The 19,058-nt window shown below is 45.9% G+C and carries 14 protein-coding genes and 1 CRISPR repeat array; of the genes, 9 read left to right on the top strand and 5 right to left on the bottom strand.

Annotated elements, in window-relative coordinates:
• Window positions 1-303 precede the first annotated feature (303 nt).
• Together RIM23_RS26805 and RIM23_RS26800 are read right to left on the bottom strand one after the other, a co-directional pair.
• Window positions 304-891, bottom strand: coding sequence for a hypothetical protein (locus RIM23_RS26805; RefSeq protein ID WP_446370971.1), 588 nt, complete (start codon window positions 889-891; stop codon window positions 304-306).
• A 265-nt stretch (window positions 892-1,156) separates the two neighbouring features.
• Window positions 1,157-1,897, bottom strand: a complete 741-nt coding sequence (locus tag RIM23_RS26800; protein WP_446370969.1) for a hypothetical protein — start codon at window positions 1,895-1,897, stop codon at window positions 1,157-1,159.
• A 210-nt stretch (window positions 1,898-2,107) separates the two neighbouring features.
• Here RIM23_RS26800 and RIM23_RS26795 point away from each other — a divergent pair, with 210 nt between their 5' ends.
• Window positions 2,108-2,248: a hypothetical protein gene (locus RIM23_RS26795; RefSeq protein ID WP_446370967.1), complete on the top strand. Its 141-nt coding sequence runs from the start codon at window positions 2,108-2,110 to the stop codon at window positions 2,246-2,248.
• Window positions 2,249-2,343: 95 nt separating this feature from the next.
• On the opposite strand, the gene pdxA is transcribed toward RIM23_RS26795, so the two are convergent.
• Complete coding sequence (gene pdxA, locus RIM23_RS26790; RefSeq protein WP_446370965.1) at window positions 2,344-3,432, bottom strand: 4-hydroxythreonine-4-phosphate dehydrogenase PdxA; 1,089 nt, start codon at window positions 3,430-3,432, stop codon at window positions 2,344-2,346.
• Window positions 3,433-3,504: 72 nt separating this feature from the next.
• On the opposite strand from pdxA, the gene petM reads away from it, so the two are divergent.
• The 4 genes from petM (at window position 3,505) to RIM23_RS26770 (ending at window position 9,925) form a co-directional block, all read left to right on the top strand.
• The gene (petM, locus tag RIM23_RS26785; protein ID WP_446339326.1) at window positions 3,505-3,609 is read left to right on the top strand and encodes a cytochrome b6-f complex subunit PetM; all 105 of its coding nucleotides are present in this window, start codon (window positions 3,505-3,507) and stop codon (window positions 3,607-3,609) included.
• 194 nt (window positions 3,610-3,803) lie between these two features.
• The gene (locus tag RIM23_RS26780; RefSeq protein ID WP_446370963.1) at window positions 3,804-4,781 is read left to right on the top strand and encodes an SDR family oxidoreductase; all 978 of its coding nucleotides are present in this window, start codon (window positions 3,804-3,806) and stop codon (window positions 4,779-4,781) included.
• A 526-nt stretch (window positions 4,782-5,307) separates the two neighbouring features.
• Window positions 5,308-6,225, top strand: a complete 918-nt coding sequence (locus RIM23_RS26775) for an NAD(+) kinase (protein ID WP_446370976.1) — start codon at window positions 5,308-5,310, stop codon at window positions 6,223-6,225.
• 364 nt (window positions 6,226-6,589) lie between these two features.
• Window positions 6,590-9,242: a CRISPR direct-repeat array (repeat unit 37 nt; unit sequence GTCGAAATCCTCTATAATCCCTATCAGGGATTGAAAC).
• A 104-nt stretch (window positions 9,243-9,346) separates the two neighbouring features.
• On the top strand, window positions 9,347-9,925 hold the full coding sequence (locus tag RIM23_RS26770) for a Uma2 family endonuclease (protein ID WP_446370961.1): 579 nt from the start codon (window positions 9,347-9,349) through the stop codon (window positions 9,923-9,925).
• 27 nt (window positions 9,926-9,952) lie between these two features.
• On the opposite strand, the gene RIM23_RS26765 is transcribed toward RIM23_RS26770, so the two are convergent.
• Together RIM23_RS26765 and RIM23_RS26760 are read right to left on the bottom strand one after the other, a co-directional pair.
• Complete coding sequence (locus RIM23_RS26765) at window positions 9,953-11,056, bottom strand: Rpn family recombination-promoting nuclease/putative transposase (protein WP_446370959.1); 1,104 nt, start codon at window positions 11,054-11,056, stop codon at window positions 9,953-9,955.
• A 139-nt stretch (window positions 11,057-11,195) separates the two neighbouring features.
• Entirely contained in the window at window positions 11,196-12,074 is an 879-nt protein-coding gene (locus tag RIM23_RS26760; protein ID WP_446370957.1) for a helix-turn-helix transcriptional regulator, read from the bottom strand.
• A gap of 100 nt (window positions 12,075-12,174) precedes the next feature.
• Between RIM23_RS26760 and cas3 the strand changes: the two genes are divergently transcribed.
• The 4 genes from cas3 (at window position 12,175) to cas10d (ending at window position 18,964) form a co-directional block, all read left to right on the top strand.
• Window positions 12,175-14,343, top strand: coding sequence for a type I-D CRISPR-associated helicase Cas3' (gene cas3, locus RIM23_RS26755; RefSeq protein ID WP_446370955.1), 2,169 nt, complete (start codon window positions 12,175-12,177; stop codon window positions 14,341-14,343).
• A gap of 524 nt (window positions 14,344-14,867) precedes the next feature.
• Window positions 14,868-15,113 carry a DUF433 domain-containing protein gene (locus RIM23_RS26750; protein WP_446370953.1) on the top strand — a complete coding sequence of 82 codons (246 nt, stop codon included), beginning with the start codon at window positions 14,868-14,870 and terminating at the stop codon, window positions 15,111-15,113.
• A gap of 2 nt (window positions 15,114-15,115) precedes the next feature.
• Entirely contained in the window at window positions 15,116-15,481 is a 366-nt protein-coding gene (locus RIM23_RS26745) for a DUF5615 family PIN-like protein (protein ID WP_446370951.1), read from the top strand.
• A 135-nt stretch (window positions 15,482-15,616) separates the two neighbouring features.
• Window positions 15,617-18,964, top strand: a complete 3,348-nt coding sequence (cas10d, locus tag RIM23_RS26740; RefSeq protein WP_446370949.1) for a type I-D CRISPR-associated protein Cas10d/Csc3 — start codon at window positions 15,617-15,619, stop codon at window positions 18,962-18,964.
• The last annotated feature ends 94 nt before the right edge of the window (window positions 18,965-19,058 follow it).

Below are 19,058 nucleotides of genomic sequence, written 5' to 3'. Positions count from 1 at the left end.
TAGTCACTAGACTGTCAGACCGCTTCGCTTGATTTCCCGTGCCTGCCACTCGCCACTAAAGTGAGTCCAAGATTGTAGGATAATAAAAGCGAGGGCAGGCATCCGCTTTGCCGGGAAATCACTGCCAGTCTTAAATTGAGCCTATACTACAAAATCATACTACATTACAACTTAGGGATTCACGGTATGTGGCGCAATGATGAGAGTAGAGACGTTGCATGCAACGTCTCTACTTTTCGGTTGCTCGCGCCCGCCCCGACGCAGGTTTCTGGAATACCAGTCCAGTAATCAAAGCATCCATTTCTAATGTGTAAATACACCAGCGTGAAGTGCTATAGTATAGATTGAGATACCTGTATTCGCCCCATCCCCTGGTTGCACATTGCCTAAATCACGGCGTCCTTCATAATGTTTGGTAAAGTATTTGGGTCCACCAAACTCATTAATTGGCTTAAACCCGTTAGTTTCTACCCGCACTGTTGCCAGTAAACCAATCAGCACCTGCTTATCCAAGATTTCATAGTTTTGCAGCGCCTCCAATACCCCAGGTAAATATTTCTGGCAATCCGATAGCGGACAATCCATAATTTTTGCCGCTTGTTCCGGTGTAATCAGTTGCGGTACAGCCGGTTTGGCAGGCTCACTGCTCCCTTTACCGTTTGAAGATTCTTGCTTTTTCGGTTCTTCCGGTTCTTCTTCTTCAAACCAAGCCATCGCGGCGGCGCCTAAAGTAGGCAAATCCTCTAAAGTAACCGAAGGGATTGGCTGGACGTCTTCCTCATTGGTTGCATCCGGTTCCGGCGGCGCTGAAAATTCACGTTGCAAAAGCTTCTGCTCTTCCTCCCAGCGGCGTTTTTCCGCTTCCCGCCGCAATTGCGCCTGATACTCCATTTGCTATACCTTGATCTGCAAGAGTCTCTACGACAAGGGTGGGATTAAGACAGTATCAAATGACCCAACGAAGTGATTGATTTTAAGTAACAAACGCTTCAGACAAGACTTAAACCAGGTCAGCAGCAAATGTCTCAATCAACTCATTTTTATTATGTCATAACAACTCTTGGATTGGCAGCAATTCCCTGATTATACATACTCTAAAACCTGGAGTTTAACCGCGTCAATACCAACGCTTATTCCTACCTTATCTGGAGTTAATTTATTCTGGCAATACATCGGGCGGTAAAGAAAGCATCTGCCCAATCAGAGGAGCCAGTGCTGCTGCACCTTTACTCATCTCAATAGTGTGCAAAAGTCCCGATGCTACTAAATCTATAGCTCGCTCATCCGTTACCTCTCCCTGCAACGCGGCTGCCAATTTATCCGCCGTTCGTCCACTCCCGGCTAAGACAATCGCAGGTCGCTTGGCTTTCACACTTTGCGCCACATCCTGCCAGGTAATCTCGCCGCCATTCACAACAATCGTAACCGAGGGTAAACCTTTTGCTAAATAACTACCAATCTGAGATAACCAGGGTGATTCATCTCCCCAATTGCCGCCTGGAACTAATACAAAGTGCGTGTGATTGGGTTCTAGCATCGCCGCATCATCCTTCACACTCTTAACACCAGGCAGGATAACTGTACCAATGGCGGCGACACCAATTAAGGGGAATGTTGCACGAATTCTTGTCCGCGCTTGACCAATAAATTGCATAATCCCCGCATCCGTACCCCCATCCACAACTGCCATTCCCAGTTGTTCAGCCAGAGGCGCAATCACTTCGATAAAAAGATGTCGCAAATCATTTTTGTCAGACTCACTAATCTTACTCGCCCCACCCACGAGGGCTAGGGTAGGGCGGGGTTGGTCAAGACCGAGCTGGTGCAACGCCGTCCTCAAGGCAGTAAAACTGTGGACTTGAACAACATGGGCTGTGAGGTTATTGTTAAAAGTCAAAGTATTGGTGTTTCCCATTTAACTAAATCTAGGGAGAGAATATTCCAACCATCAGTTTAACCGTGCCGCGAGGGCAATGGTCTGAGGATTAAGCCACGTCAATCATGATGATCAATAAGGATGGGTTACTCCGGTGAACTTGGCAACCCTACCTTTACGGCTTTTCCCTCTATTTAGTATTCCCAATTGTTTGGTTATTTCACAAACAAGTTGCACTCATTTTTTGAATTAATTAATATCCGTCCCGGTGGGGCGGCGATGAGTGTTTTCTCCATACTCGCGATCACCACCGCCAAAAATGTGGCGATCGCACTCCGGATTAGCACCACTAAGCTAACATTTAGTTTATAGGAATCACACCTTGACAGAGTAAATAGAATATGTTTCGGAGGGCGGGTTTAGTCAAGTTATCAGTTTTTGCCCAACGTTATCCGTAAAACCCGCCCCTACAAAAATTGCCTGTGTCGCACCAATTGTGCCGCTAATTGAATCGCTGCTTTCATACTTGTAGCATTGGCTATTCCCTGACCTGCAATATCATAAGCCGTACCGTGATCCGGAGACGTTCGCACAAAAGGTAGACCAATCGTTGTGTTAATCGCACGGTCAAATGCCATGAGTTTAACCGGAATTAAGCCTTGGTCATGGTAAAGTGCCAAATAAGCATCGGGGAGATTGGGAATTTCTGGATTATCGTACCAGGCTTGACCCGCTTTGACCCAAAGGGTATCGGGTGGTACAGGTCCATCCAATTGCAGCTGAGGACGTTGCTGTCGTTCCTGTTCTAGCCAGGGAATCAACCAGTCTTTTTCTTCACTTCCTAGCTGTCCCTGTTCGCCACTGTGGGGATTTAACCCAGAAATTGCAATGCGCGGGGTTTCTATACCAAAATCCCAGCGTAAGCACTCCACCAGTAAATCCAGTTTAGACCTCATCAAGTCTGGGGTTAAGGTATGGGGGACTTGATGCAAGGGAATATGGGTTGTGGCTAAGAGTGTCCGCAATAGCCACCCGGTATGAGGCGATCGCGCCACGAATACCATACCGAATCGCTGCACACCAGCAGATTCTGCCAGGACTTCGGTTTGACCCGGATACTCATGTCCGGCGGCTTTCCAGAATGACTTGGCAATTGGCGCGGTGACAATCCCCTGAAACTCACCCGCTAAGGTTTGCGCGATCGCACTCTGGAGGTAAGCAAAAGAAGCACCACCACTCACCGCATTTCCCAACCCCGGAGTAATTTGATCTTCTTTTGAGGTGTCTAGGGGAATATCTAAAATGGATAGGGTATCCGGTTCAGCTAGAGGCGTGGTCGGATTCAACTGTTGCCGTAGTTGATTATACGCCGTCTGTAACAAAGAGCGACTGCCAATGACAGTTATTTCAGCATCCTGAGTAATCTCCTCATCCGCCAACGCCTTGAGCACCACCTCTGGACCTATTCCAGCCGGATCACCCAAGGTTACCGCTAAGCGGGGACGCTCTAGGGGTTGACGCATCGGTTGTGTAAACAAATGTTTCTCAGTTTTCATTTTGGATTTGAACCCAATCACGATAATCTTAAACTTAGAGCCTGCTAAAGCGATCGCAAGAGGAGATAAGACATGAGCGCTGAAATTTTTAATGCTGCCGTACTATCCTTTACCCTAATTCTCGTGGGTATGGGTTTGGGCTTTTTGTTACTCAAAATCCAAGGCGGCGAAGGGTAACTTTATGGGGAAGCTGGGGGAGCTTGTCGAGACGTGACTCCCCCAAAACCAGCTTCCCTCGCAGGTCGTCAAGGGTCACGCACCATGCCCTTGAAGGTCGTGAAGGGTGAAAACTTGCTTATATTTGAGCATCATTGAAGCCTTTCTGATAGAATCTTATAGAAACGTTAAGTTTACAGGCAAAAAGTTTATAAATGAACTTGTTGGTCGTCGGTGCAACAGGCACTTTAGGAAGACAGGTGGTTCGTCGGGCGCTGGATCAGGGTCATCAGGTACGCTGTATGGTTCGCAGCCCTAGGAAAGCCACGTTTTTAAAAGAATGGGGAGCCGAAGTGGTTCAAGGGGATCTGTGTGAACCACAGACGTTACCACCTGCTCTTGAAGGCATAACTGCCATTATAGATGCAGCAACCTCTAGACCAACAGGACCTCTAACCATTAAACAGGTAGACTGGGATGGCAAAGTGGCGCTGATTCAAGCGGCTGTGGCGGCGGGAGTGGAACGCTTTGTCTTTTTCTCAATTCTCAATTGTGAAAAATTTCCCCGTGTGCCGCTGATGGAAATTAAGCGGTGTACTGAAGTATTTCTGGCGGAATCGGGATTGAACTACACTATCTTGCAACCCGCCGGCTTTATGCAAGGACTGATTATGCAGTATGCTGTGCCAATCTTAGAAGGACAAGCGGTTTGGATTACGGGGGAAGCGGCGCCCACCGGTTATATGGATACTCAGGATATTGCTAAATTTGCGGTTCGCGCTCTTGAGGTTCCGGAAACGGGACATAAAACCTTTCCAGTTGTGGGAACACGGGCGTGGCGAGCTGATGAGATTATTAATCTATGTGAGCGCTTGTCTGGTAAGGATGCCAGAATTGCCCGACTCCCGCTTAATTTCTTGCGGGCAATGCGCCAGATTACCCGATTTTTCCAGTGGGGTTGGAATATCGCAGATCGATTGGCATTCACGGAGGTGATAGCCACGGGGAAACCGATGACGGCTTCAATGGATGAGGTTTATCCGGTTTTTGGTCTTGATCCGAAAGAAATAACCACCTTGGAAGCCTATCTGCAAGAGTACTTTAGCCGAATTATGAAGAAGCTTAGGGAAATTGATTACGAGAAGAGCAAAGCGAAGAAGAAGAAGAAGAAGACGCCGATGAAACAACCTTAAGTTCTGATGGGTGATGGGGCTGACTTTTCTTATGATCGGGAAAACCTCTCTGGAAAACCTCTCTCCATCCCCCCTAGCCCCTATCCCCCTAGCCCCCATCCCCCCATCCCCCCATCCCCCATCCCCCCATCCCCCCTTTGAAAGGGGGGTATAAAGAAAGGGGGGTATAAAGAAAGGGGGGTATAAAGAAAGGGGGGTATAAAGGGGGGTTAGAGAGAGAAGGCTTTGAATTCTCCCCCTCTCCCAGATGTAACTAAACTCGCCCTGACTGAGTGCAAGAGTGTTGACTCTTCAGTTTATTCGAGGGCATGGCGCGTGATTGTGTAGGGGCGGGTTTCACGACTATCGTTTTTGAACGCACCCAGATGTAACTCGCACCCGCCCTGAGTGAATGTAAACGTTTTAATTGACACAGATTGTCGCTTTTTGGTATAAGCTTTTTCGTCAAGGGGGTCTAAGTTGAGCGAGCAAGTTTTATCCAAATGGCTACAACGAAGATAATTATGTATGACACGGACTGGTGAATGTGGGCAAAGCAGGGATTATCTATAACGACTATAAACCTGTAGCTTGTCGGGTAGCACAGGAGCTACAAGAGCAGCTAATGGCTGCGGGTTGGGACGTATATATGGCAACGGGTGTTGGCGGACTTTTAGGCTATTCCCGTCCCGATTCTCCAGTGTGTCATACACCCATAGATAAGCTGGCGGCGCCTGGATTTGATGAGACGATGGCGTTTGCGATCGTTCTGGGCGGAGACGGTACAGTGATGGCGGCGTTTCGTCAAGTGGCGCCCTTTGGGATTCCGTTGCTGGCGATTAATACCGGTCACATGGGATTCCTCACCGAGGCTTACCTAAATCAACTTCCCCAGGCGATGGAACAGGTGATGGCGGGGGAGTATGAGATTGAAGAACGAACCATGCTGTTGGTGCGGGTGGTGCGGGATGAATGTATGTGGTGGGAAGCCCTGTGTTTGAATGAGATGGTATTACACCGGGAACCTTTGACCTGTATGTGCCATTTTGAGGTGCAAATTGGGCGTCATTCTCCTGTGGATATTGCTGCAGATGGGGTGATTATTTCGACTCCGACGGGTTCAACGGCTTATTCCCTGAGTGCGGGGGGAACGGTGGTAACTCCTGGGGTGCCGGTGTTGCAGTTGATGCCGATTTGTCCTCATTCTTTGGCGTCGAGAGCGTTAGTGTTTGCGGATACGGAACAGGTGAAGGTGTTTCCGGCGACGCCGAATCAGTTGGTGATGGTGGTGGATGGGAATGCGGGCTGTTATGTGTTACCGGAGGATCACGTACAGGTTGAGCGATCGCGCTATTCGGCTCGATTTATTCGCTTGCAACCGCCAGAGTTTTTCCGGGTGTTGCGTGAGAAGTTGGGTTGGGGATTACCTCACATTGCGAAACCGACATCGGTTGAGTTACCTTGATATTCAGCTTGTAGTCGGCGCTTTAGCGCTGCTAAGAGGACTAAAGTCCTCACTACTAACCAAGAGGGCATCGGCGGCGAACCTCTGCGGGATAATTCCATTTTCTGGGCTTGAATCCGAGAAGGGGTAGGTGTTTTCAGGGGCTGTGGTAATTTTTCGGCTGTGTCCCTTATGGGGTCTGGGTTTGAGGACATTACCCCGAAAATGAGGTTCTCGGAAATCTTGAAAGGCTTACTGGGAGTGGGTTTTGGAGTTTTTTTTTAAGATGCCTCTTGTCTGTCGAAGTCGGAAATGGTATATTAGATGGAGTCTCTCGGAACTGAACCTTGAAAACTATATACAGCAAGCGTTTCAGAGGTCGGCAGTCGAAATCCTCTATAATCCCTATCAGGGATTGAAACGGCGCAAAAGATTTGTCTATGGCTGAAAAGCTAGAAAAGTCGAAATCCTCTATAATCCCTATCAGGGATTGAAACTTTTTAATGACTCGGAACATCTCCCACCAAAGCTGCGATCGCGTCGAAATCCTCTATAATCCCTATCAGGGATTGAAACAAACGAGTACGACTACAACCTTATGGCCCAAGAAGGTCGAAATCCTCTATAATCCCTATCAGGGATTGAAACGCAAACTTAGGAAACGCGCTAAACGCGGCCAATGCTGGGGCGAGTCGAAATCCTCTATAATCCCTATCAGGGATTGAAACAAGACATTGGCTGAAGGACAAAAAATGGAATCATTATCGTCGAAATCCTCTATAATCCCTATCAGGGATTGAAACTTCTCAAGGGAATTCCCTGGGAGGGGTTCCCCGTGTCGAAATCCTCTATAATCCCTATCAGGGATTGAAACATCCAGTTCGCGACTGAATTCTTCTCGTAGTCCTTCAAGTCGAAATCCTCTATAATCCCTATCAGGGATTGAAACCCGAAGTAATACCTGACAATGGGGCGGCAATTCTTGTCGAAATCCTCTATAATCCCTATCAGGGATTGAAACGCCCGAACCGGACTGATCTGAGCCGCAATCATTGTCGAAATCCTCTATAATCCCTATCAGGGATTGAAACGAGGTCTATGATGCCGATGCGTCGCGAACTTTGCGGTCGAAATCCTCTATAATCCCTATCAGGGATTGAAACGGTATAACTGCAGACGTCCTTCCCTTTCTTAACCACAGTCGAAATCCTCTATAATCCCTATCAGGGATTGAAACTTTCGCTTGATTTCATTGGGATTTATCCAATAATACGCCTTTAGGTCGAAATCCTCTATAATCCCTATCAGGGATTGAAACAGGATAGGTATCTTACTGGGCAGGAACGGGGAAGTCGAAATCCTCTATAATCCCTATCAGGGATTGAAACAAAGCACGACCCCGGAGATTTTTACTCGATTTTAGTCGAAATCCTCTATAATCCCTATCAGGGATTGAAACTTATATCCCGTGGCAAAAAATCAGGGAAAGGCTGGGTCGAAATCCTCTATAATCCCTATCAGGGATTGAAACCTAGTGAGAAAACATTTAAGACAAGATTAACTCCCGTCGAAATCCTCTATAATCCCTATCAGGGATTGAAACGGGGCTTTGGAAACCGAGCGATCTACTGATAGACCGTCGAAATCCTCTATAATCCCTATCAGGGATTGAAACATTGCAGCGGAGGTCGACGACGACGATATCCCTTGTCGAAATCCTCTATAATCCCTATCAGGGATTGAAACTTTAAGGTAAGCCCAGCTATCATTTGGCACTCGTCGAAATCCTCTATAATCCCTATCAGGGATTGAAACAATGAAAGAACTGTTCGGAGCCACGAACGGGGAGTCGAAATCCTCTATAATCCCTATCAGGGATTGAAACAAAGTGTAGGGCATCAGATAAGGATAGAACCGTCGGGTCGAAATCCTCTATAATCCCTATCAGGGATTGAAACGGTAGAACAAGGGGGAGCAGGGAGTCAAGATAAGGGTCGAAATCCTCTATAATCCCTATCAGGGATTGAAACATGGGGGATTGCATCAGGGAATACCGGCGCTCCGGTATGTCGAAATCCTCTATAATCCCTATCAGGGATTGAAACTAATGCAGAAAGGGATAAGGGATTTTTTGGTATGTCGAAATCCTCTATAATCCCTATCAGGGATTGAAACAACATATCAGTAAGTAAACATCATTCAGGGATCAAGTCGAAATCCTCTATAATCCCTATCAGGGATTGAAACAGTGGCGGTAGTCGTTGGGCTTTACGTTGCCCAGTCGAAATCCTCTATAATCCCTATCAGGGATTGAAACCAGCGTTAAATTCTCCAATTTGACGAGTTGAATCAAGTCGAAATCCTCTATAATCCCTATCAGGGATTGAAACCGAGCGGGCAGCGCCGACTCATCCGGTACAGGTGAAGTCGAAATCCTCTATAATCCCTATCAGGGATTGAAACTAGGCACAAAAAACCGCCCTTGCTGCTTAACGGGGTCGAAATCCTCTATAATCCCTATCAGGGATTGAAACTTCAGGAATTTCCATGGCGATTACCTGGACGTTTAGTCGAAATCCTCTATAATCCCTATCAGGGATTGAAACCTCGTAATACCAGATACGACATCCTGCCCACCACTGTCGAAATCCTCTATAATCCCTATCAGGGATTGAAACAATAAGAGTAAAGCTTTTTGCGCTTTTCCCCTGTTCCGTCGAAATCCTCTATAATCCCTATCAGGGATTGAAACTACACGATCGCCAATCTCAACTCCCTCCAGATAAGTCGAAATCCTCTATAATCCCTATCAGGGATTGAAACAAGCGGTATACGACACGGTCTTTTTTTGGACCATTTAGTCGAAATCCTCTATAATCCCTATCAGGGATTGAAACTAAATTTACCAATTTAATAAACGGGGCTACGGGGTCGAAATCCTCTATAATCCCTATCAGGGATTGAAACAAAGTATTTTGCCTTTGAGGTGCGGTTCGCCGCTGTCGAAATCCTCTATAATCCCTATCAGGGATTGAAAAGAAACACCCATTTAAGTAAGGGCTTGGTAACCAAGCCCCTACAATTGCCGACAATTGGCGAAATCCTCTATAACTCCTATCAGCGATAACCAAAACTGAATACCATGTCCCCACTACTTGACAAAACAACCGATCAACGCATTGTTCATCAGGGAACCTGGGAACAGTTTAAGAGTATTCAAACGGGTTTTGATGGTTCTTCTGGAGTGCGCCTCTGTTATTATAAAGGGATGATCGAGATTCTCATGCCGGGACAGGATCATGAAACATTTGCTCGTATTATTAGTTACTTAGTTACAACGTTTCTGGTTGAACAGGGAATCTTTTTCAAGCCTACAGGGGCAATGACTCAGGAAAAACCCGGCGTTGTTTTCGCCCAAGCTGACGAGTCTTTTTGTATCGGAAGTGTCAAGCCGATTCCCGATTTATCCATTGAAGTCGTTTTTACCAGTGGAGATACCAGTAAGTTAGAACGCTATCAAGCTTTGGGCGTTCCAGAGGTTTGGTTTTGGCAAGATGGATTACTGAAGCTTTATCATCTTGGAGATGGTGGCTATCAACCCATTGAACGCAGCCAGCTATCTGGATTGAGTGAACTTGATATTGACTGGCTTAGACAGTGTATTTTGATGGCGGAAACTGATGCAGGGGAAGCGATTCGGGCATTTCGACGCGGGATTTAGCGAGTCAGGTGGGCAATGCCCACCCTACTATTTAATCGCCTGTTGTAGCATAGCTTTGTTGAGTGCAGGGGATGGAGTGTCAAGGGATTCGAGGTTACTCGCTAACAATTGCTCGACTGTAGCCGCCAATAAGCCAGACAGAAGATGACGCCAAGCCTGAAGCTGTGCTGAATGTCCGTCTTGCTTGCACCATTGTGCGATCGCATAAGATAGATTTTCTATTTTATCGGGTAACGGTTTGATTAATTCAGCCAAGTCAGCCAAGTCTTGAGCCGAGAAAAGCTCTCGTTGATGAGTTAAGAGTTCCATAAAAGCCGCAACATCCTGTTGAGCGAATGACTGTGCTGCTTGTTGGACAACTTTAAGAGGTAAATCTAACCCCTCAGCAATCATCTCCACACTCAAACCTAACTGCATCATCCGAGGGATGGCTTCTAACTTGGCTTTGAGTTGACCTTTTTGTTCACCTTCATCTAACCCTTCTTGTTTGGCTTCCTGATAAACTTTGGTTTGTTTGAGTTCACTTAACCCTAACATCGCTTCTATCTCCTCTCGGCTTTTTTGCGGTAATTTGTAAACAATGATTGTCTCAATTAAATCAATCAGGTTCCGTTGCGTCGTCTGATCCGTTATCTGGGCTTGAGCTTGTTCGATTAAGCGCCTTGCTTGTTCAGGGGCTGTCTGTTCCCTCTCAATTACTAGCTTAACAATATTAATCCCCAGGGAATCCGATGCATCGTTTCCTAGCTCATCCAAGTAAATCCGTTGCATTCGGGTAAAGAGTTCCCGAAATTGTAATGGTTGTTCTCGTTCAATCCGGCGAGTCGGATAAATGACAACAACCCGCCAAGGACAGGTGGGTTTATCTTGTCTCAAGTAGAGAAAGAGTTCAGCAAATATACGATAGTATAAATCCTGATCCGGTTGAAACTGAACTTCGACGACATAGAAGGGGTTTTCGGAGTTTTCATTCTTGGGAAAAAATAAACCATCGAGTCGAAATGCCAGTTGTTTGATTTCACGGGAGGTGAATTGATAGGTTGCTGCTTGTTCTGTTGACTGGTTGATCAGTTCAAAGAAAATACTGGGAAATTCTTTAAATAGGCTATAAAACAGGGTATCAGTTTTCACTTTCTCCTTTGGCAAACCTCACACCGTTGACAAGGGCTACTATGTCACCCTCTCTGGTGCAAAATTCCTATCAGGGTTATCTTGACTAATGTTGGTAAATGTGTATAAACCGAGAAAGCACAGCGCGATCGCACAATGTTCAATCTACATCAGGGATTAAAATAGTTAAATCATACTGATTACAAGTCGCGATTAACTCATCGATAATACGCGATCGCACGGAGTCAGGGGCGATGATTTGACAGTCTTTGCCATATTTCCTCACCTCCCGCAGAAACCAAAATGTACTCGATATGCTTCTCACCACCCGCCGCACTCGTGGCTTTTCGGGTAACCAGTCATTTTCCTGATCCTCGCGTCTACCTTGATAGGCAAATGCTAACTCTCTTAATAGATGCATTTCCACCTCAATCTGATCCAAACTGCGTCGCCATTGACCCTTAATCGGCGTTATCGCAGCATCTTGAATCCGATCTAATCGCAAACTCCAGTTATGCTGTAACTCCGGAATATCTTGGTTCCCCTCCGTCTCTTCACACCAGCAATCCAAATACTGACGCTTTTCGTGGAGATAGATTCTCCCGTAGCGAATCGTAAAGTGCCATAAACGCCCTGGGGCATCTTGATAGGATAACTCAAAAGGATGCTGGCGGCGAATATAACGGTCAATCTCTAGCCGCCAGGGTGGGGGTACGTTGTCTACAAACCCTTGGATTTTGCGGCGTAGGGGAATCGAGAGTTCGCTGCGTTCGAGTAATAATTCTGCCACAATCTGCGCTTGTTCCATCTCGCCGATGTCGGTTAATGCGCCAATTGCCCGATCTAAAGCCTGGATGCGACTTTCTGTCCAATCCTTATTCGGTAATACCAATAACTGACGACGCGCGATCGCTTCCACCAATTTGGAGATATTCGCACGTTCTCCCCATAATATCCCTAATTCTAGCGCGATCGCTTCTAGTTCGGCTTTGTCTCGTGGGGATAGGGATAGGGTGATCGACTGACCTTTACGACTCATGGAATTTATACGGACACTTTATCAGGACATTGCGGTTCATTTTCTATTTTGAGTGTCATTATGGGAAATAACAAGACGTTACGGACACTGTTTTAAGGATATGTCCGAGTATCAAATTAGGCTCAAACCCATCTATTCTTGTCCGGCTGAAAAAGTACCCGAAGGAATCAGCTTACCGAAAAGCTGGTCATCCCTTAGTGGACATCAAGTGGAAACCTTAGCGGCAATCCGCAACCCAGAGATTGATGTTATTTTTAACACCGCCATGACTGGTGATGGGAAAAGTTTAGCGGCTTATTTAGAGGTTCTGCAAGGGAACGGTTATGCCATTGGACTGTATCCTACTAATGAACTTGCCCGTGACCAAGAACTCCAAATTCGTGGCTATATTGACACCTTTAAACCTACGAATGACCCCCGTGTTGTCCGCCTTTCTGGGGCAGAATTAGAACAGTATGCCGAAAATGAAGGATTAAGAAAAAGCGCCGCGATCGCATCTCGTAGCGGTCAGGCGGAGGTGTTACTCACTAATCCCGATATTTTCCATTATTTACATCGTGGGGCGTATTTATTTAAAGGGGATAGTCCGGATCGGTTATGGAATCAGATCGATAAAAATTTTGACTTATTTATCTTTGATGAATTCCACGTCTTTAATCCGCCCCAAGTTGCCAGTATTATCAATACCCTGTTACTGATTCGCTGCACCAATCGCCGCAAAAAATTCCTATTCCTATCGGCGACACCAGAACCGCCGTTAATTGAGCGATTGCAAACGGCAGGATTTCGGGTCAAGCTAATTAACAATACCTATCATTTTCCTGATACAGTAGCAGAATGTCAACAATTAGAACAGCAGCATTGGCGGCAAGTATCTCGGTCAATTACGCTCAATTTTATCCCCCTCGACCCCTCATTTAACGCCTCACAAGCCTGGATAGTTAACCATTTAGCGTTAATCTTGACTCAGTTTCAACAGCATCCAGGGAGTAAAGGGGCGATAATTCTCAACTCCATTGCGGCTGTGAAGCGACTGGTGCCCTTTTTGCGGGAACAGTTGCAGCCTGTGGGGTTAACGGTGGGGGAAAATACCGGGTTATCGGGAAGCAGAGAAAAAGCGCGATCGCTGGGGGCAGATTTAGTGGTTGGTACGAGTACGATTGATGTAGGCGTGGATTTTAAGATTAATTTCTTGATTTTTGAGTCCGCTGATGCCGGGAACTTTATTCAACGGTTGGGGCGGTTGGGACGCCATGATGGATATGAAGAAAATGGTAAATTTGTCAAGTTTAAAGCCTTTACCGCTTATGCCTTAGTCCCCAACTTTTTAGTCGAACGCTTGTTTACTGGGGAAGTACCACCATTAAGCCCCACTGGAGACTATGATCGCTCGTTTTTGCATCAAACTATTGTCGAAAACTATCGCCAGATTAACGACTTTCGCGGCTATTATTCCCGCTGGGGGGCAGTTCAATCCTGTTTCTTAGCTTATCAGTTACGCGATCGCACAATTCAATCCCAGTATGCCCAGAGTCGGGAGAAATTTTGTCAACTCAGTGAAGCGGTGTTTAATACCCAGTTGAAGCGAGTGGCGGGGCGGATTCGGGGATGGGCGCAAGGCTGGCAACAGTTATCGGGAAAGAAAGGTAATCCGATTGCTGAAGATGCGGCGAGTTTTCGGGGCGTAAGTGTATTGCAATGTGGACTCTATGACATCACTGAAGCGAATCCCGTTGACCGATTTAAAACCTACGACTTACCCGGAATTCTGGGTAACTTAGAGATTGAATGGTGGACAAAAGCCGGATTTATACGGACACTTCAGCAGACAGCCACCGACACCAGACAACCGATTGCCAAGGGGAGGTTTGAATACTGTCTGGGGTTTATGAAACTGCACGCCTATCGGGAGGAACGATTAAATTGGAAGTTTACCTATCCGGGGGACTTACAACCGATTGCGGAGGCGTTCAAGGTTCAGGTAATCACCGGGATTCAAGTTTGGCAACCGGATAACCTCTGGGTGGGTGCAATTAACCAGCGGTTGCAGAAGCAGGGATTGGTGAGTTATGTACTGCGGTACTCTGTAGTGGAGGTGAGGCGGCGATTACGCTTACCGATGCACTTTCAGATCTATGGAATCAGTGACCAGTATAGTGTACACGAAGCAACAGCCCCTTATGCGATCGCGATCGGTCAATCAGCGTTATTACTGGATACCTTAGCCTATCAATTTCAGACTCAGGGAGGAGAAATATGGATTGCTTAATTCGTTCGTAGTTGCGCTTTAGCGCCATCAACGCCGAAACGCTGACGACAAACTCGGCGCGTTAAAACAATCGGCATTATTACTGGATACCTTAGCCCATCGGTTTCACAGTGAAGGAGGAGAGATATGAATTGCTTAAAGTGGTTATCCCTGATAGGGATTCAGTTACCTTGCACAAAATGCAACGGAGAGGGTATCACATTGCCATTGAGTAGCTCGTGTTTCAATCCCTGATAGGGATTCAGCACTCTCTCAAATAAACTTAAGGAGTTTTACCCTCACGACAGCAGTATAGCAGAGGGAGAGGCAAAGTGGTTATGATGGTCACGAGATACTCTATAGACTCTGGCGTATCTGGCAACTGTCTGATTCTGATTGCTAGGAGAACACCTTGCTGCTGAAAAAGAAGATATAGAGAACCAACTTATGTTTTATTGTCCTCCAGACTAAAAAACAAATTAGGTTTGGTTCGACAATGACAACGTTATTTTTAAGTATTTTTGAGGGAATTAGGAAGGTCAATCATGGACGAGCAAAAAATTTTAGCAAGAATTACAGTCAATCCCCAAATTTTTGGCGGAAAGCCAATTATTCGGGGTCGTCGTTTAGCTGTTGAACACGTTCTAGGAATGCTGGCAGCAGGTGATACAGTCGAAACGTTGTTAGCAGGTTATTCCTGGCTAGAACCAGAAGATGTGCAAGCTTGTTTACTCTATGCACGTCGGTTGGTTGCTCATGAAAGAGTTGAATTTTTATCTGTGGAGTCTTAGTGGTGAAGCTACTTTTAGATACTTGTGTCTGGGGTGGGGTACAAAGCGAATTAATTACTGCTGGTTACGACGTAATCTGGACTGGAAATTGGTCAGAAGATCCAGGAGATGAGGAGATTTTGGCAACAGCCTATCGTGAATGTCGGATTTTAGTAACTCTTGACAATGATTTCGGAGAGTTAGCAATTTTTCGAGGAACTGCTCACCATGGCATTTTGCGCTTAGTTAATCTCAGTACACGACAGCAAGCGAGTGTTTGTTTGCAAGTTCTAGCACGTTATGGCAATGAATTAGCTTCGGGTGCAATTTTAACTGCGGAATTAAACCGAGTCAGAATTAGACTACCAATGAATAACAATGAAAATTAATTACGCTACCCTTCGGGAACGCTGCGCGAACGCTAACACACCCTACAAATAGCAAATAGACAAGAACCGTAGGGGCGCACCGACGTGCGCCCTGTTAGAAAAGGACAGAAGGATTAAAATAAACAAAGGTAAACCATGACGAAAAAATCTCAGCAATTTAACCAGTTATCCCTATTCGATATAACCCCAGAACCCGATGATGATTGGTTAGACGATGACAACTTTGGCTTTGATACAGAACCCTCCAATCGCACCATTGAAACCCCCCAATCCTTACTCACCCTAACTCTACTGCGAGAGGCGATTCAAGCACAGAATCCGGATGACCCCGTGATGCGGGATTTTGGCGAGTATGTTTTACCCAATCTATTGCAATTTGCCATTGGCGTCACCGCAAAAGGGGGGAAGTTTTTCGATCAACTTGATCAACAGCGAGAAGCCGCAGGAAAAGAAAAAGTACGCCGGGATAATGCGGCAGATCAATCCCTGAATACTCATTTACTCAATGGTTTATTTCCGGCTAATTTAATTGAAAAACGATTAGAAAAACTAGATACAACCATTAAGCGAGTCGTGGGAGAACGAGAACGGCGATTAGTCATCGCGGCGTTTATTCTCCATGACTTTGAAAAGTTCCCAGATGTCCCCAAAGATTGTCGCAAGTTACCCCTAGAACAGCATCGGCAGATTATTGGGGATAAAGTTCGCCAACTGGGATTAGATTATTTGATTAATCCAGAGAATCCCGACACCTATTCTGAGTATATTGATGATTTATTAATCATGGCATATAATGCTCAACGGCGCTGGGATACTAACTGGAACTTTTCTGAATATGGACTCAATCCAGTATTGCGCGATCGCGATCGCACCCTGCGCTGTTTGTCTGATTTAACCTGTTTGGCTGACTCCTTGGCGTCGATTGTTAAGCATCCTCAAGATGCGGAACACCCTAGACTTCAGGAACTTATTCACAGTCTTAGTGATGGACAACTGACATTTACTTATCACAGTATTGCCGAGAATCGGGGAGTATTAACTAATGTGGTAAATAATGCCTTAATTCAGGTTTATCAAACCCAACCAGAAATTGCCCCTGGTAATCATTGTCCCTATGAACCGTTACTTTATTTACCAACCGGGGTAATTTATCTAGCACATCGTCATGCACCTGAGATTTCATTGGATGGTTTACCCGATAGAGTTGTCGCCACGATTAAATCTCTGTGTCGGGAACAATTGCGCTTGAGACAAACGGGGTTTGGGCGCGATGGGAAGGGAATAAAATATGCAGACTATTATCAGTTATTCTTTGATGAGTCTGGGTTAATGGAGGTAGCCTTAGATGCGACGTTGCGGATTTTAAATCCGAATAAACCCTCAGTCGCCAAGAGTCGCAGTGATAACCTGATTCAGTTTCAGCAACAGGGAATTTTATCCGCCGATTATGACTTTAAATTTGGCGATGATATCCGCATTGATCAATTAGCAGAATTTGGTGATTTAGTTAGTCGTAAGATTTGGGGGGAACGGGTGAGTCAAATTGAAGCGGCGCGGAAGCAGGATAAGCAGTTACCCGAACTTCCCCATCTGGATTTAATCCATAAGTTGGCTGACTATTGGCATTTGGGTGATTATTTGTCGCCAATTCGGGAGATTCAGCAGATTAATCAACGACTGAAGCAGCAAAAGTTGAAAGGGAATACAGGCGGGGTTCCTTATGAATGGTATTTTTTGGCGGCGAAGTATCTGCAAAAGAATCCGGGGATTGAAACCATTCGAGAAACGGGGGAGGAATTAATTGCCTATGTAACTGAGTTAATTCAGCCGCTTGTGTCTCAGTATGAATTAGCCGATGGCTGGGATGATTTAGGGCTTTGGTTGGAACGAGTAGTAATGTTACCCAGTCATCGAGATGACAAGGCGACGGTTGATGTGTTTTTACAGGAATTTGCCAGTTATCAGGCGGCGAAGAAACCGGGGCGAGGGCGACAATTAATCTGTTCGATTTCCCATTCTGCTTACACGGTAACTGAACAGATGGAATCGGCGGTTTTGTTTACGCCCCAGGTGTATACGAATAAGCAAATGCTGGGGGGTTCTAATGCCAAGCGGAATATTTCTAGTATTGCGGGAATTGAGATGATGTTGCGGCAAATCTTGATGAACCAAACCCAGGCGGTGGGTAAACGGTTTGAGGATGGGAAATATCGTTATCTCTATTTTTATCCCACCTATTACTTTACCCCAGAGACAAATCAGTTTCTGAAACGGGCATATAGTGGGATTGCCCAAACTCGGTTTAATACTCAGATTCGCAATCATTTTGTTAGTCAGGAGTTGAGGGCAGATTTAAGCCGTAGCCGTTATCAGAATGTGGATATGTTTCTGATTCAAGACACCATTGAACCGGGACGCGATCGCACGTTTAAATTGGCATATCCTGATGATCAACCGATGACATTTTACTTCATGGCAATCCCACCGGGGCGCGATAGTACGGATACGGAGTCGTGGGTAATGCCGAGTTGGTTAGCGTTAGCTTTTCCGATGATTCTGGATGTAAAAACGGTAGTTTCTGAGTCTCCTATTCCACCCTTTACTGATGGTGCGGCGTTTGAAGAGACGGTTTTTCTTGATAGTGCGCCCCCAGCATTTCGGGCGTTGGTGAGACGCGATCGCTTCCGCTTAGATTATATCTTAGAAGGCTGGACAGAGAACGGGTTGCAGCATCCAGCACCGTTGAATGTTCTCACTGCGGCTTATGGGATTCATTTGGATGTTAATGCTAAATCCGGTAAGTCTGGGTATGACCCAAATTGGGGCAGATTAACTGAACTGGCGAAAGATTTTGAAACCAGTCCTCTCTATGTCTTTAGTTATCTCAACCGTTGGGTTCGTAGCCATAGCCATGATACTGCGCCGTTGAATAAAATTAGCCTCTATGCTTATCAGTTTTACCCTTGTTTTGACCCCTATAGCTATTATGATTCTGAACTGGAGGAATTAATCGTGACGGAACAATCGAGTCTCAATCATCCTAAGCGGTTGATGGAACTGTATCGCCAATTTTATCGGGCAAATAAGCGCTATAATCCCAAAGCAAATGCTGTGTTAAAACCCATTGATATTGCTGCTGATACAATTCTTAAAGCTGATAGTACTGTCTTTCATGGTGAAACCCTAGTTATGGCGGTAGCGGCGGAAGTGTTTAAACTGATGGATCGGGTTCATGGATCAACGGCTGAAGGGCGCTGGGTGATTAGTAATCGGGAAAAAGAACGGCAGGTAATTATTGAATTTGCTCGATACTTTGTGGTGGAAGTATTTGAGAAATCTTTTTCGTGCGATCGCGCCCGGTTAGCTGGGCGACAACTTAATTTAATTCGCGATACCTGTGAGTTCTTGTATCGCCTGGAAGATGATAAAGAAAATCGTCAGCGCCAGGAGGAATTAACGGAGGATGGAGTTAGGGATGGTTGAGGTTAATTTATGACCAAAATTATTTTTTTAACGCAGAGGTACGCAGAGGTGGGCGCAGAGGTACGCAGAGATTTTAACGGGTTCGAGGGAAAGG

This window comes from Coleofasciculus sp. G3-WIS-01, from assembly GCF_040223135.1.
Lineage (GTDB): Bacteria > Cyanobacteriota > Cyanobacteriia > Cyanobacteriales > Coleofasciculaceae > Coleofasciculus.
The sequence above is the reverse complement of the archived record's forward strand: the minus strand, read 5'-3'. Positions and strand labels throughout refer to the sequence as shown.